The 14577-nt window shown below is 67.7% G+C and carries 12 protein-coding genes; 9 read left to right on the top strand and 3 right to left on the bottom strand.

The features are described from left to right. Positions 1-5: 5 nt before the first annotated feature. Genes dapC through map form a run of 3 tightly spaced genes read right to left on the bottom strand, consistent with a single transcriptional unit; the run spans position 6 to position 4665 of the window. Positions 6-1205: a succinyldiaminopimelate transaminase gene (dapC, locus tag LRG07_RS01610; protein ID WP_201170602.1), complete on the bottom strand. Its 1200-nt coding sequence runs from the start codon at positions 1203-1205 to the stop codon at positions 6-8. Then, a complete protein-coding gene (gene glnD / locus LRG07_RS01605; RefSeq protein WP_238633186.1) occupies positions 1202-3868 on the bottom strand; it encodes a [protein-PII] uridylyltransferase in 2667 nt (888 codons plus the stop codon). The genes dapC and glnD overlap by 4 nt, the downstream gene beginning before the upstream one ends. Before the next feature lie 29 nt (positions 3869-3897). Beyond that, positions 3898-4665 carry a type I methionyl aminopeptidase gene (gene map / locus LRG07_RS01600; protein ID WP_201242642.1) on the bottom strand — a complete coding sequence of 256 codons (768 nt, stop codon included), beginning with the start codon at positions 4663-4665 and terminating at the stop codon, positions 3898-3900. A 280-nt stretch (positions 4666-4945) separates the two neighbouring features. Between map and rpsB the strand changes: the two genes are divergently transcribed. From rpsB to bamA, 9 genes are all read left to right on the top strand, one after another. After that, complete coding sequence (gene rpsB / locus LRG07_RS01595; protein ID WP_201170597.1) at positions 4946-5689, top strand: 30S ribosomal protein S2; 744 nt, start codon at positions 4946-4948, stop codon at positions 5687-5689. Positions 5690-5704: 15 nt separating this feature from the next. After that, positions 5705-6580, top strand: a complete 876-nt coding sequence (gene tsf / locus LRG07_RS01590; protein WP_201242641.1) for a translation elongation factor Ts — start codon at positions 5705-5707, stop codon at positions 6578-6580. A gap of 76 nt (positions 6581-6656) precedes the next feature. Then, positions 6657-7403, top strand: coding sequence for a UMP kinase (gene pyrH, locus LRG07_RS01585; RefSeq protein ID WP_201170595.1), 747 nt, complete (start codon positions 6657-6659; stop codon positions 7401-7403). Then, complete coding sequence (frr, locus tag LRG07_RS01580) at positions 7400-7957, top strand: ribosome recycling factor (protein WP_201242640.1); 558 nt, start codon at positions 7400-7402, stop codon at positions 7955-7957. The genes pyrH and frr overlap by 4 nt, the downstream gene beginning before the upstream one ends. A 9-nt stretch (positions 7958-7966) precedes the next feature. Continuing rightward, the gene (uppS, locus tag LRG07_RS01575) at positions 7967-8746 is read left to right on the top strand and encodes a polyprenyl diphosphate synthase (RefSeq protein ID WP_201242639.1); all 780 of its coding nucleotides are present in this window, start codon (positions 7967-7969) and stop codon (positions 8744-8746) included. Further along, positions 8739-9563, top strand: a complete 825-nt coding sequence (locus LRG07_RS01570; RefSeq protein ID WP_201242638.1) for a phosphatidate cytidylyltransferase — start codon at positions 8739-8741, stop codon at positions 9561-9563. The genes uppS and LRG07_RS01570 overlap by 8 nt, the downstream gene beginning before the upstream one ends. Further along, a complete protein-coding gene (locus tag LRG07_RS01565; RefSeq protein ID WP_238641675.1) occupies positions 9563-10735 on the top strand; it encodes a 1-deoxy-D-xylulose-5-phosphate reductoisomerase in 1173 nt (390 codons plus the stop codon). The genes LRG07_RS01570 and LRG07_RS01565 overlap by 1 nt, the downstream gene beginning before the upstream one ends. A 7-nt stretch (positions 10736-10742) precedes the next feature. Further along, positions 10743-12110, top strand: coding sequence for an RIP metalloprotease RseP (gene rseP / locus LRG07_RS01560; protein WP_201242636.1), 1368 nt, complete (start codon positions 10743-10745; stop codon positions 12108-12110). Between the two features lie 70 nt (positions 12111-12180). Beyond that, positions 12181-14523, top strand: a complete 2343-nt coding sequence (bamA, locus tag LRG07_RS01555; RefSeq protein WP_201242634.1) for an outer membrane protein assembly factor BamA — start codon at positions 12181-12183, stop codon at positions 14521-14523. Positions 14524-14577: the final 54 nt, after the last annotated feature.

Raw genomic sequence — 14577 nt, 5'->3', positions numbered from 1 at the left:
GCTCCCTATTGGAAATTTCTCTGGACAAACCGCCGGATCCGCTCCGCCGCCTCGATGCAGGTGGCCAGGTCGGGAACCAGCGCCATGCGGATGCGTCCCGCCCCCGGAGCAACCCCGTCAGGGCCGGTGCGGGAGAGGAAGCTGCCCGGTAGAACCGTGACGTGCTCTTCCTCCCAAAGCCGCCGGGTGAACTCCTGGTCGTCCACCGGTGTGCGCGGCCAGAGATAGAAGGTCGCCGGCGGCGGGGAAACGTCCTCGAGGGCGTCGGCGAGAATGGTACACACCTCCCGGTAGCGCTCGCGATAGCGCGCCCGGTTGTCGATGACGTGGCTCTCGTCGCCCCAGGCTGCGGTGCTCGCGGCCTGCACGTGCAGGGGCAGGGCGCAGCCCTGATAGGTGCGGTAGCGCAGGAAGGCGTGGATCAGGCCCGGGTCGCCGGCAACGAACCCGGAGCGCAGGCCGGGGGCGTTGGAGCGCTTGGACAGGCTGTGGAAGACCAGGCAACGGTGGAAGTCGGTGCGCCCCTCGGCCTGGCAGACCTGCAGCAGTCCGGGCGGGGGATCGTCCTCGTCGGCGTAGATCTCGCTGTAGCACTCATCGGCGGCCACGATGAAGCCGTACCGGTCACTGAGTTCCAGCACACGGCGGTGGTAGTCGGTGCCGGCCACGGCGCCGGTCGGGTTGGCCGGGCTGTTGAGGTAGAGCAGCTGGACCCGCTGCCAGGTCCGCGGCTCGATGGCGTCGAGATCCGGCAGCCCGCTGCCCGGGTCGATGGGCAGGTAGAGCGGGCGCGCGCCGCTGAGCAGCGCTGCACCCTCGTAGATCTGATAGAACGGGTTGGGCATGGCCACGTACGGCCGGCCGCGGCCGATGACAGTCTGGGCGATGGCAAACAGTGCCTCGCGGGTCCCGGCGACGGGTAGCACGTGGTACGCAGGGTCCACGGCCGTCCCGGGCAGGTCGAAACGCCGGCACAGCCAAGCGGCGATCGCCTCGCGCAGCGACTCGAGGCCCCGGGTGGCCGGGTAGCGAGCTACCTGATCCAGGTTATCGCGGAGCACCCGGGTGAGCAGCTCGGGGGGCGGATCCTGGGGCTCGCCGATCCCCAGCCGGATGGGCGCTGCAGCCGGCGCGCGGTGCCCGGCCAGAAGCCGCTCCATGCGCTCGAAGGGGTAGGGCTGCAGCTCGGAGAGACCGCGATTCATAGATCCTCCGCGTCGAGGAGTCCTTGCAGGGCCTGACGCACACAGCGGTACTGCGCCGGCCGGCGCAAAGGCTTGCCCTGGTCATCGGTGATGAAGAACACGTCCTCGGCCCTCTCTCCCATAGTGGCGATCTTGGCGTTCTTGACCCGCACGCCGCACTGCGAGAACGCCCTGCCTACCCGTGCCAGCAGTCCGGGCCGGTCGGCGGTGATCAGCTCCACGACGGTGCGGGTGTTGTCCGGGTCGTCCGTAAAGCGGATCTGCGTCTCGGTGCGAAAGTGCTGGAGCTGTCGCGGGATGTGCCGCGCCACCGGGGCCGGGGGCGGGCCCTGCTCAGCGGCGGCGGCGGCCAGCACGCGGCGCACCTCCTCGATACGTTGTTCCTCCCGCGGTGGCTCGCCGTGTTGTTCCAGCACCCGGTAGCTGTCCAGGGTATAGCCGGCGTCGGTGGTGATCACGCGGGCATCCTGGATGCTCAGACCGAGCCGGTCCAGGGCCCATACACAGCGGGCGAAGAGATCGGTGCTGTCGGGTGCGTAGAGGAAGATCCGCGTGCCGCCTCCAGCGTCCTGCGCGGCGGCCAGCACCAGCGGGAGCTGGGCCGGCAGCGCCTCGGCAATGGCCTCGGTGTGCCAGGCGATCTCCTCGGCGCTGTGGCGCAGGAAGTAGTCCTCCGGCAGCTCCCCCCAGACTTTGCGGATGCGCCCCGGTCCGTAACCGCGCTGGCGGAGGATTCGCCGGGCATCGCGCTGGGTGTCGCGGATCAGCTCGCGCTTGTCCAGCGGCTTACCCAGTCCGCGGCGGATGGCGGCCCGGGTCAGCCCGTAGAGCTCGTTGAGCAGCGCGGCCCGCCAGGCGTTCCAGAGTTCCGGGTTGGTGGCGCGGATGTCGGCGACGGTCAGCAGGTAGAGGTAGTCCAGGTGGGGCTGGTCGCCCATGGCGCGGGCGAACTCGGTGATCACCGCCGGGTCGGAGAGATCCTTGCGCTGCGCGGTGACCGACATGTCCAGGTGGTGGCGCACCAGCCAGGCGACCAGGCGGGCGTCGTAGGCCCCGAGCCCGTGCTGGATGCAGAAGTCGTAGGCATCGGTGGCGCCCAGTTCGGAGTGATCGCCGCCGCGGCCTTTGGCGATGTCGTGGAACAACCCCGCCAGGAAGAGCAGCTCGGGTTTTGGCAGCTGCTGCATGATGTCGTGGGCCAGGGGCAGCTCGGCACGGTGCTCGGCCAGGGCCATGCGGCGCAGGTTGCGCACCACGAAGAGGGTGTGCGAGTCGACGGTGTAGACGTGGAACAGGTCGTACTGCATGCGCCCGGCGATTCGCCCGAACGCCGGGATGTAGCGCCCGAGCACGCCGTAACGGTGCATCCGGCGCAGGGCGTGGGTGATGCCCTGGGGCTGGCGGAGGATCTCCATGAACAGGCTGCGGCAACGCAGATCGCGCCGGAAACTCTCGTCGATGAGCGTCCGGTGCTGGCGGATGAGCCGGATGGTCGAGGCACGCACGCCCTTGAGTTCCGGGTGCTGCTGCAGCACCAGGAAGACCTCCAGCAGGGCGAATGGATAGCGCCGGAATACCGAGGGGTCGGTGACCTCAAGGAAGTCGCGGCGGATCTGGAAGCGCTTGTTGATCGGGGTCGGCTCGGTACCCGAACCGGCGTAGAGGATCGCCTCCTGGAAGTGCTGCAGGAGCATCTCGTTCAGCCGCGAGATGTCCATGGCGGTGCGGAAGTAGCGCTGCATGAACTGCTCGACGGCCAGGGTGCGGTCGTCATCGACGTAGCCGAACAGCTCGGCCAGACCGACCTGGTGGTCGAAGAGCAGACGGTCCTCGCGTCGACCGGCGATCAGGTGCAGACCGAAGCGCACGTCCCAGAGGAAGCGTTGGCCGGCGTGGAGGGCCTGGTACTCGGCTTCGGTCAGGAACCCCTCCGCGACCAGCTCATGCACGTGCTCGGCCCCGAAGTGGCGCTTGGCGACCCAGCCCACCATCTGGATGTCGCGCAGACCGCCGGGGCTGGATTTGATGTTTGGTTCCAGGTTGTAGGCGGTGTCGTGGAATTTGGCGTGGCGGGCCTGCTGCTCGGCCAGCTTGGCCTCGAAGAAGGCCGGGCTTGGCCAGATGCGCTCGGCCGACATGGCCTGGCGCAGCGACTGACAAAGCTGCGGGTCGCCGCAGAGCAGGCGCGACTCCATGAGATTAGTCGCGATGGTGATGTCGTCGCCGGCGGCCTCGATGCACTCCTCGACGCTGCGAACGCTGTGACCGATGTCCAGACCTAGATCCCATAACCCGGTGATGAGGGATTCGAGCGAAGGGGTGAGCGCCTCTCTGCGCCCGGGGGCGACCAGGACCAACACGTCGATGTCGGACCCCGGGTGCAGCTCGCCGCGGCCGTAGCCGCCCACCGCCAGGAGCGCGCAGCCGCCTGGATCGTCGCCGCCCAGGCTGCCTCGCCACAATTGTCGGACCACCTCATCCACCAGGGCGGCCCGTTCCGGAACCAGTTCCTCGGCGCCGGTCCCGGCGCGGAATCGCTCGGCGAACTCTGCATCAGCCTGCCGCAGGGCTTGGCGCAGGGTGGGCAGCAGCGGCTCACCCGCCTCCAGCGCCCGGGCTAGATCACCGGACTCCAGGACGGCGGGGCGGGCCGTGGCGGGCATGGTGGGGCTCCTGTCGATGGGGCGGCGACTCAGCGGCCGTCCGGTGCCGGGGTGAGGATCTCGTAGCCGGTCTCGGTGACAAGCAGGGTGTGCTCCCACTGGGCCGAGAGGCTGCGGTCCTTGGTCACCACCGTCCACTGGTCCCGCAGCAGCTTGGTGGCCGGTTTTCCGGCGTTGATCATCGGTTCGATGGTGAAGGTCATGCCGGGCTCGAGGCGCATGCCGGTGCCGGGCTGGCCGTAGTGAAGCACCTGTGGCTCCTCGTGGAAGCTCTGCCCGATGCCGTGGCCGCAGTACTCTCGCACGACCGAGAAGTTGTGCTCCTCCGCGTGGCACTGCACGGCGTGGCCGATATCCCCCAGAGTGGCGCCGGGCCGGACCTGCTCGATGCCGCGCCAGAGGCAGTCGCGGGTGGTTTCCACGAGGCGTCGGGCCAGGATGCTCGGCTCGCCGACGTAGAACATCCGGCTGGTGTCGCCGTGCCAGCCCTCGGGGTCGATGACCGTCACGTCGATGTTGAGGATATCGCCCTTCTTGAGCTTTTTCGGCCCGGGGATGCCGTGGCAGACGACGTGATTGACCGAGGTGCAGGTGGCCTTGGGGAAGCCGCGGTAGTTCAGCGGCGCCGGCGTCGCCCCGAGCTCCTCCGTGATGTAGCGATGACAGAGCTCGTCGAGGTACTCGGTTGTCACCCCGGGCTCGACCCGGGGGGCGATCATGTCCAGCACGCTCGCGGCCATCCGGCCGGCGCGGCGCATGCCCTCGATCTCTTCAGCGGTTTTGATGGGTACAGACATGCGCCTCATCATAACATGTGGAGTTCGCCTGCGGTGTGTCGCCGCCCGGCCGTGGAGGGTGTTGCCCAGCATCGGCAGGCCGTGCAGTTCGTTCTTGTAACCGACTGTCGATAGTGGTATAAACCGCGCTGCTGCGGCGTAAAGGTGCGCCCAGCAAACTGGGAAAACCACTGAATCCACACATACGCCGTCACATTCGACCGGGTGCCCGGTGGCCGTGCGCGATCGGGTCGTCGTCTGCGGGCGTATGGAGGCTCAACCCGATCCAAGGAGATCCGACATGGCCGACGTTTCCATGCGTCAGATGCTGGAAGCGGGAGTGCACTTCGGGCACCAGACCCGCTTCTGGGATCCGAAAATGCGCCCCTTCATCTTCGGTGAGCGCAACAAGATCCATATCATCAACCTCGAGAAGACGCTGCCCCTCTACAAGGACGCCCTGAACTTCGCCGGGCGCCTGGCCAGCAACGGTGGCAAGATCCTCTTCGTCGGGACCAAGCGGCCGGCGCGGGAGCTGGTCCGCGAGCATGCGGCCCGCTGCGGGATGCCCTACGTCGATCACCGCTGGCTCGGCGGCATGATGACCAATTTCCGCACCGTCAAGCACTCCATCGCCCGCCTCAAGGACCTGGAGACCCAGGCGGAGGACGGCACCTTCGACAAGGTGACCAAGCGCGAGGCGCTGGCGCTGAGTCGCGAGCGCGAGAAACTTGATCGCAGTCTTTCGGGCATCAAGAACATGGAGCGCCTTCCCGACGCCATGTTCGTCGTCGACGTGGGCTATGAGCACATCGCCATCTCCGAGGCGAAGAAGCTCGGCATCCCGGTCATCGGCGTAGTGGACACCAACTGCTCGCCCCGCGAGGTCGACTACGTCATCCCCGGCAACGACGATGCCATCCGTGCCATCGAGCTCTACGTCAGCGGTATCGCCGATGCCGTCCTCGAGGCCAAGCAGGCAACCAGTCATGCCGCGGCCTCGGGCAAGGACGACTTCGTCGAGATCAACGACACCGCATCCTGAGGGGGGCAAACAGAGATGTCCGTATCCGCAAATCTGGTCAAGCAGCTTCGTGAGCGCACCGGCTCCGGCATGATGGAGTGCAAGAAGGCCCTGGTGGAGGCCGACGGCGACCTGGAGGCCGCCGCAGAGCTGATGCGCAAGAAGGGCCTGGCCAAGGCCGACAAGAAGGCCGATCGAGTCGCGGCCGAAGGCCGCATCGTGGCGGCCCGCTCCGATGACGGCAAGGCCGGCGTGCTCGTCGAGGTCAACTCCGAGACCGACTTCGTCGGCAACGGCGACGAGTTCCGCGCCTTCGCCGAGTCCGTGGCGCAACGGGCTCTGGACTCCGGCGCCGAGGACCTGGACGCCCTGCTGGCCAGCGAGGTCGACGGCAAGTCGGTGGAGACCCTGCGCCAGGAGATGGTCGCGCAGCTCGGCGAGAACATCGAGGTCCGCCGTTTAATCCGCTACGCTGGGGACCATCAGGTGGCTCAGTACCTGCACGGCGCGCGGATCGGCGTGATGGTCGAGTACACCGGGGGCGACGAGCAGCTCGGCCGCGACCTGGCCATGCACATCGCGGCCTCCTCGCCGGTTTGCGTCAGCCCCGACGATGTGCCGTCGGATCAGCTGGCCTCCGAGAAAGAGGTACTGCTGGCGCAGGCTCGCGAGAGTGGCAAGCCGGAAGAGATCGTCGAAAAGATGGTCGAGGGCCGGCTCAATAAGCATCTGAGCGAGATCACGCTGCTCGGTCAGCCCTTCGTCAAGGACCCGGATCAGACCGTCGGGGACCTGCTCAAGGCCAAGGGCGCGGAAGTGACCCGCTTCGCGCGCTACGAGGTCGGCGAGGGCAAGGAGAAAAAGGACGAGAGCTTCGCTGACGAGGTGATGGCCCAGGTCCGCGACTCCTGAGCCCGGGCGGCGCTATCAGCAACGGCGGTGCCCGGGGTTCCCGGGCACCGCGCCCGCTCACCGAAAGGCCGGAGTCATGACGGTGCCGCACTATCGCCGGATACTGCTCAAGCTCAGCGGCGAGGCGCTGCTGGGTGACGGACAATACGGGATCGCCGCCAACACGCTCGATCGCATCGCCGACGAGCTCGCCGAGATCAACGCCATGGGGGTCCAGGTGGCGGTGGTCATCGGGGGTGGCAACATCTTCCGCGGGGCCGGTTTGGCCGCATCGGGCATGGACCGCGTCACCGCCGATCACATGGGCATGCTGGCCACCGTGATGAACGCCCTGGCCATCCAGGACGCTCTGGAGCGGCGGAACGTGTTCTGCCGCGTCATGTCGGCCATCAAGATCAATCAGGTCTGCGAGGATTACATCCGCCGCCGGGCGGTGCGTCACCTGGAGAAAGGCCGGGTGGTGATCTTCGCGGCCGGTACCGGCAACCCCTTCTTCACCACCGACTCCGCCGCCAGTCTGCGCGCCGTGGAGGTCGGAGCCGAATTGCTGCTCAAGGGAACCAAGGTCGACGGGGTTTACAGCTCCGACCCGGTCCGCGACCCCGAGGCGAAACGCTATCAGCAGCTCACCTACGATGAAGTGCTGAGCAAGCGCCTGGAGGTCATGGACGCGACCGCCATCGTCCTGTGCCGCGATCAAGCGATGCGCATCATGGTCTTTGACATCACCAGCCCGGGTACCATGGTCGCCGCGGCCCGTGGCGAGCCGGTGGGCACCGTGGTCGACCCGGGCCTGCCCAGCGCCCAGGAGGAATCATCGTGATCGAAGATATCCAGGAAGACGCCGACCGCCGGATGGCCAAAGCTGTCGAGAGCCTCAAGCACGACCTGGCTCGGCTGCGCACCGGGCGCGCCCATACAAGTCTGCTTGATCAGGTGAATGTCGAGTATTACGGCATGGAGGTGCCCATCAAGCAGGCGGCCAACATCAGCGTGGAGGATTCGCGCACGCTCGCCGTTACGCCCTTCGAAAAGCACATGGTGCCCGCCATCGAGAAGGCGATCATGGCCTCGAACCTGGGGCTGAGTCCGGTTACGGCCGGGCAGGTCATCCGGGTGCCGCTGCCCTCACTGACCGAGGACCGCCGCAAGGAGATGGTCCGCCTGGTCAAGAACGAGGCCGAGCAGGCCCGCGTCGCCATCCGCAACGTCCGCCGGGATGCCAACTCGGACCTCAAGGACCTGGCCAAGGGCAAAGACATCACCGAGGACGAGGAGCGCAGCGCCCAAGAGGCCATTCAGAAGCTCACCGATCGGTACGTGGCGCAAGTCGACGACCTGCTCGAGGAGAAGGAACGCGAGCTCATGGAGGTCTGAGCAGGTCGTATGGCGGAGACGAATGGGCCAGCGCAGATCGCCGAGCGATTAGCCGGTGTCGAGTTACCGCGCCACATCGCCATCGTCATGGATGGCAATGGGCGGTGGGCGCAGCGGCGTGGGCAGCCGCGCTACGCCGGCCACCGCGCTGGCGTGCGCTCGGTGCGTGAGGTGGTCGAGGCGTGCGGGCGCCTGGAACTCGAGGCACTGACGCTCTTCGCCTTCAGCAGCGAGAACTGGCGTCGTCCGCGCGGCGAGGTCCGCGTGCTGATGGAGCTGTTCCGGACCACGCTCGATGAGGAGCTGCAGCGGCTCCACGAGAACGGGGTGCGCCTGAGCTTCATAGGCGATCGGGCGCAATTCAATAAGGCCCTGCAGCGGCGGCTCGTCGATGCCGAGACGCTGACGGCCGGGAATACCGGGCTGAATCTGATCGTGGCCACCAGCTACGGCGGACGCTGGGAGATCGCCGAGGCGGCCCGCCACCTGGCGGCGTCGGCGGCCCGCGGAGAGGTCGATCCGCAGGCCATCGACGAGGAGGCCTTCCGCGGCGCGCTGTCCCTTCCGGATGTGGCCGATCCCGATCTGTTCATCCGCACCGGGGGCGAGCGACGCATCTCCAACTTCCTGCTCTGGCAGATGGCCTATACCGAGCTCCACTTCGCCGAGACGCTTTGGCCGGAGTTCGGCACCGAGGAGCTAGCCCGCGCCATCGAGGACTATGCCGGGCGGGATCGCCGCTTTGGCGCCGTATCCTCCCGTCCGCTGAAGTCGGTGCGCCATGCTTAAGGCACGGGTGCTGACGGCACTGGCGTTGGGCCCCCTATTACTCGCCGCCATCTGGCTGCTCCCCACCGGGGTGCTCGCCGTGCTGCTGGGGGCCACGGCGGCCCTTGCGGCCTGGGAGTGGACCACGTTGATCGGGGTTCAGGACACGGCGCGTAGGGCGGCCATCGTGGGCGGGTTCGCCGCCACCCTGCTGCCGGGGTGGTTGCTTCTGGAAGCCGGTGTCGCGGCTGGCGGTATTCTCTATGCGGTGGCCGGTCTGTGGGTCGGGGCCCTGGTGTGGCTCCTGCTCTACAGCCGGCGTGACCTCCCGGCGCCTTCGCCCCTGCGGGCTGCCCTGGTGGGTTGGTTGGTGCTGTGGCCGTGCTGGCTGGCGTTGGTCTACCTCCACGGCAGCACGCCCTGGGGGCCGTTCTGGCATACATTCCTGCTGGTGCTGGTCTGGGCGGCGGACACCGGCGCCTACTTCACCGGTCGGGCGTGGGGCCGCCACCGGCTGGCACCGCGGATCAGCCCCGGCAAGAGCTGGGAAGGGGCGCTCGGTGGGGGTGCCGCTGCGCTGCTCGGAGGCGGGCTGCTGGTGCTCGCCCTGCAGCCGCAGGCCCCGGGGCTGGGAGCGCTGGCCCTGCTGACGGTGGCGGTCGTTGTTGCCTCGGTGGTGGGGGATCTTTTCGAGAGCATGCTCAAGCGTCAGCGCGGCGTGAAAGACAGCGGCGGCATCCTGCCGGGGCACGGCGGGATCCTCGATCGCATCGACAGCCTGACTGCGGCGGCGCCGGTTCTAGCAGCGGGGTTAGCGTGGTGGCAGAGCGGAATCTGATGCAGCTGGCAGTACTCGGGGCCACCGGCTCCATCGGCACGAGCACCCTGGATGTCGCGGCCCGGCATCCGGAACGGTTCGGCGTCCACGCGGTGGCCGCCGGCCGGGACTGGGAGGGGTTGCTGCGGATCTGCCGCGAGCACCGTCCAGCACGCGCGGCCCTTGCCGATGCGGCGGCGGCGGACGAACTGCGCCATCGCCTCCGGGACGAGGGGCTGCAGCACATCGAGGTCGATGCCGGCGAGGAGGGTGTGGCGGCCCTGGCGGCGGATAGCGACGTGGACGCCGTGGTGACGGCGGTGGTCGGCGCCGCGGGTCTGGCCTCTTCGCTGGCGGCCTGCCGCGCCGGCAAGCGGATCCTGCTGGCCAACAAGGAGACACTGGTCGTCGCCGGGGAGCTGTTCATGGCGACGGCGAAGCGGTTCGGAGCCCGGATCGTGCCCGTGGATAGCGAGCACAACGCGGTCTTCCAGGGACTGCCGGCCGGTGCAGATGCCACGGCGGGGGTCGAGCGCATCGTGCTCACCGCCTCCGGCGGCCCGTTCCGCGATCGCGATCCCGACACCCTGGCTGCGGTCACGCCGGAGGAGGCTGTGGCGCACCCGAACTGGTCCATGGGTCGCAAGATCTCCGTGGATTCGGCCACGATGATGAACAAGGGCCTGGAGGTCATCGAGGCCTGCCACCTCTTCGACCTGGAACCTCGGTGCGTCGATGTGGTCATTCATCGACAGAGCCTGGTGCATGCGCTGGTGGGCTACCGTGACGGTTCCTACCTGGCGCAGGTCGGGTCGCCGGACATGCGGGTGCCGATCTCTTACGCCATGGGCTATCCCGGGCGGATCGCCTCCGGCGTCGATCTGGTCGACCTGGCTGCGGCGGGTCGTCTCGACTTCGAGGCTGTGGACGAGCGCCGTTTCCCGTGCCTGCGCCTGGCCTATCAGGCGCTGCGTACCGGCGGCGGTGCCTGTGCCGTGCTCAATGCGGCCAACGAGATTGCGGTGGATGCCTTCCTCGACGGGCGTCTCCGTTTCGACCGCATCGCGCCAGTGATCGAGGAGGCCCTGGCGGCGGAAACCCCACCGCCCCCCCAGGATCTGGATTCGGCCCGTGGGATCGACGCGCGGGCCCGCCGCCAGGCCGAAGAGGCCGTGCGGCGCATCGCGGACTGATTCGACTATGACCATCGTCTGGAGCATCATCGCCTTCCTGGTCGCCATCGCGATCCTGGTGACGGTCCACGAGGCCGGTCACTACCTCGTCGCGCGCTGGTGCAACGTCCGCGTGCGCCGCTTCTCGGTCGGCTTCGGGCGCCCGCTGCTGAGCTGGCGCGGGCGCGGACCGGACCACATCGAGTACTGCCTGTCGGCCATCCCTCTCGGCGGTTACGTACAGATGCTCGATGAGCGCGAGGGCGAGGTCGATCCCGCCGAGCGCCACCGCGCCTTCAACAATCGCCCCCTGGGACAGCGCACGGCCATCGTCGCCGCGGGGCCCGCGGCCAACTTCCTGTTCGCGGTGGTGGCCTACTGGCTGGTGGCGGTGCTCGGCATGGTCGAAATGCGGCCCATCGTCGACGAGCCCATCACCGATTCACCGGCCGAGATGGCCGGTTTCGAGCGGGGGGAGGAGATCGTGGCCATCGACAGCCGCGATACCCCCACCTGGCAGCGGGTGGCTATGGGGCTGATGAATGCCGGGTTCAACCGCGAGGATGTCCCGGTCACGGTACGCGATGAGGCCGGCAACGAGTTGGAACGCTCCCTGAATCTGCGCGCCGAGCCCCGGCTCAAGGACACCACCGATATCCTCGGCACCATTGGCTTGCGCGCCTACACGCCGGATCTGCCGGCGACCATCGGCCGTCTCGCCGAGGGTGGGGCGGCAGCGCAGGCGGACCTGCGCGAGGGGGATCGGATCCGCGCCATCGACGGCGAGGCGGTCGGTTCCTGGCTTGAGCTGGTTGAACGGGTCGAGCCACGCGCCAACGAGCCAGTGACCCTGACCTACGAGCGGGAAGGCCAAGTCCGCGAGGTTACGCTCACTCTGGGCGCGCAGGAGCGCGGCGAAGCCGAGGTCGGCATGCTCGGTGTCGGGCCGGCCATCCCCGAGGGGTATCAGGAGCGCATGGAACGGGAGGTTCGCCACGGGCCAGTGGCCGGGATCGCCTACGGCGTGGAGCGCACCTGGGACACCACTGTGGTGACCGTCAAGATGCTCGTGCGTATGGTCATGGGCGAGGCGTCGCTGAAGAATATCGGTGGCCCGGTGACCATCGGCCAGTTCGCCGGGGATACCGCCTCCATGGGGGTGGTGCCGTTCCTCACCTTCCTGGCGGTCATCAGCATCAGCCTGGGCATCATCAACCTGCTGCCCATCCCGATCCTCGACGGTGGCCATCTGCTCTACTTCTTGACCGAGGCCATCCGCGGCAAGCCGGTCTCGGAACGGACGCAGTTGATCGGGCAGCAGGTGGGTATCGTCATCCTGCTCGGATTGATGGCACTGGCCTTCTACAACGATTTTGAGCGTCTGCTCGGTGGTTGAGCCCGGCGGCGACGATACGAGGCGGACAAGGAGCCGGCCCGATGCGGCACACGGTAGACAAGGGGGCGCTTTGATTCGACGCTGGGGGCGCAATGCGGTTGTCGCGCTGCTGCTGCTGGGCACGGCCACGGTCGCGACGGCCAGGGCGGACTCCTTCGTCGCCGAGCAGATCCGCGTGGAAGGACTGGAGCGCATTGACGAAGGCACGGTCTTCAGCTATCTGCCCGTCGAGCCCGGTGATCGCGTGGGCAGCGGCGAGGTCGCGGAGGCGATCCGTGAACTCTACCGCTCCGGCTTCTTCCGCGACGTGGAGTTGGCTCGGGACGGCGATGACCTGATCGTGCGGGTGCAGGAGCGGCCGTCCATCGCACGGCTCCAGTTCGAGGGCAACGAGCAGATCCGTACCGAGGACCTGCGCGAGGCTTTGCGCAGCGCGGGGATGGCCGAAGGGCAGGTCTTCAACCGTGCGCAGCTGGCGGAGATCGAGCGGGAACTGCGCCAGCAGTACTTTGCCCAGGGCAAGTACGATGTCTCCGTGGAGAGCACCGTCTCGCCGCTGGAGCGCAACCGGGTGGCCATCCGGATCGACATCGAGGAGGGCCCGGTTGCCGAGATCCGCGAGATCCACTTCACCGGCAACGAGGCCTATTCCGACCGCGAGCTGCGCGGCGTGTTCGAGCAGCAGGCTCGGCGCTGGTGGGCGCCGTGGTCGCAGCGGCACCGCTACGCCCGTGATCTGCTCGCTAACGACTTGGAGAGCCTGCGCGGGTACTACCTGGATCGTGGCTTCCTGAACTTCGCCGTGACCTCGACCCAAGTCTCCATCAGCCCCGACCGGCGCGATGTCCATATCGCCGTCAATGTCGCCGAGGGTGAGCAGTACGAGATCGGCAGTATCGACGTCCAGGGGCATCTGGTGGTTCCGCCGGAGGAGCTGCGGGAGCTGATTACGGCCGAGCCCGGCGAACTCTATTCGCGCAGCCGCGTCAACGCCGGCTCCTCGGCCATTCGTTCGCGACTGGCGGAGGAGGGGTACGCCTTCAGCAACGTCAACGTGCGCCCGCGGGTCGACGAGGACGAACAGGTCGTCGATCTGACCTATGTGGTGGACCCCGGGGCGCGGGTTTACGTGCGGCGGATCAATATCACCGGCAATCAGCGCACCCAGGACGAGGTCATCCGGCGCGAACTTCGCCAGCTTGAGGGGGCGCCACTGTCCAGCGAGGCCCTGGAGCGCTCCCAGACCCGGCTCAACCGGCTCGGTTTCTTCGACTTCGTCAACGTCGAGACCCCCCGGGTGCCGGGCGAGGACGATCGGGTGGACGTGGATGTCAGTGTCCAGGAGCGCATGACCGGGCAGCTGCAGGCCGGCGTCGGGTACGGCGATGTCCAGGGACTGCTGGTCAACTTCTCCGTCTCTCAGGACAACCTGCTCGGCACCGGCGACCGGCTGAGCATGACGGTGAACAACTCCAGCGTTTCGACGATCTACAACGTCTCGTACACCGACCGCTACCACACCCAGGAGGGTGTCTCCCAAACGTTGTCGGCCGGCTACCGCGAGACCCGCGCGCGTCGCGCCGACCTGGCCGACTACGACCTGACCTCAGGGCACGCCTCGGTGGAGTACAGCGTGCCGGTCACCGAGGTGGACCGGCTGGCGGCGCGGCTGCGGCTGGAACGCATCGGCATCGATAAGCGCTCCAATACCCCTGACTGGATCACGGACTACCTGGCGGATCAGAGCGACGATCGCTTCACTATGATCAAGCCGCGGCTGTCGTGGAACCGGGACACCCGGGATCGCGGCGTCTTCCCCACCGCTGGCGGGCGTCAGCGGCTGTCGCTGGAGGGGACCGTCCCCGGTGATGACCTGGAGTTCTACAAGCTCACCTACGAGAACCGGCGCTACTGGCCGCTGCGCTGGCTCGGTGACCGCACGACGTTCTCAGTGGAGGGGCAGGTCTCCTACGGCGACGGCTACGGCGATACCGACCGCCTGCCGTTCTTCGAGAACTACTACGCCGGCGGTGTGCGGACCGTCCGCGGTTACCGCGGCAACTACCTCGGGCCGCGCGAGGAGGGGGGTGATCCGATCGGCGGCAACGCGCGGGTGCTGACCAAGGCGCAGGTGATCTTCCCGCCCACGCCGGAGTCGCAGTCGGTGCGCATGGCCGCTTTCGTCGACGCCGGGCAGGTCTTCAATACCCGCCAAGACGAGTACGGCTTTGAGGACGTGATCCCGGAGGGACTGGACCGCGTGGATCTCGGCGAACTCCGGGCTGCGGCGGGTATCTCCCTGATCTGGATGTCGCCGGTGGGTCCGTTGACATTCAGTCTTGCCGAACCGTTAAATGAGTCGCGGGACGACGAGACCGAGACCTTCCAGTTCTCGCTCGGGACGGAATTCTAGGGCTGTCGCGAAGCGGGCAGGGCCGGATGCAGAAGGCGGCAGCCCCCGGACCGT

This window comes from Halorhodospira sp. 9622, assembly GCF_022228025.1.
Lineage (GTDB): Bacteria > Pseudomonadota > Gammaproteobacteria > Nitrococcales > Halorhodospiraceae > Halorhodospira > Halorhodospira halophila_A.
Note: the sequence above shows the minus strand (reverse complement) of the source record. Positions and strands in the feature narration are given on the sequence as shown.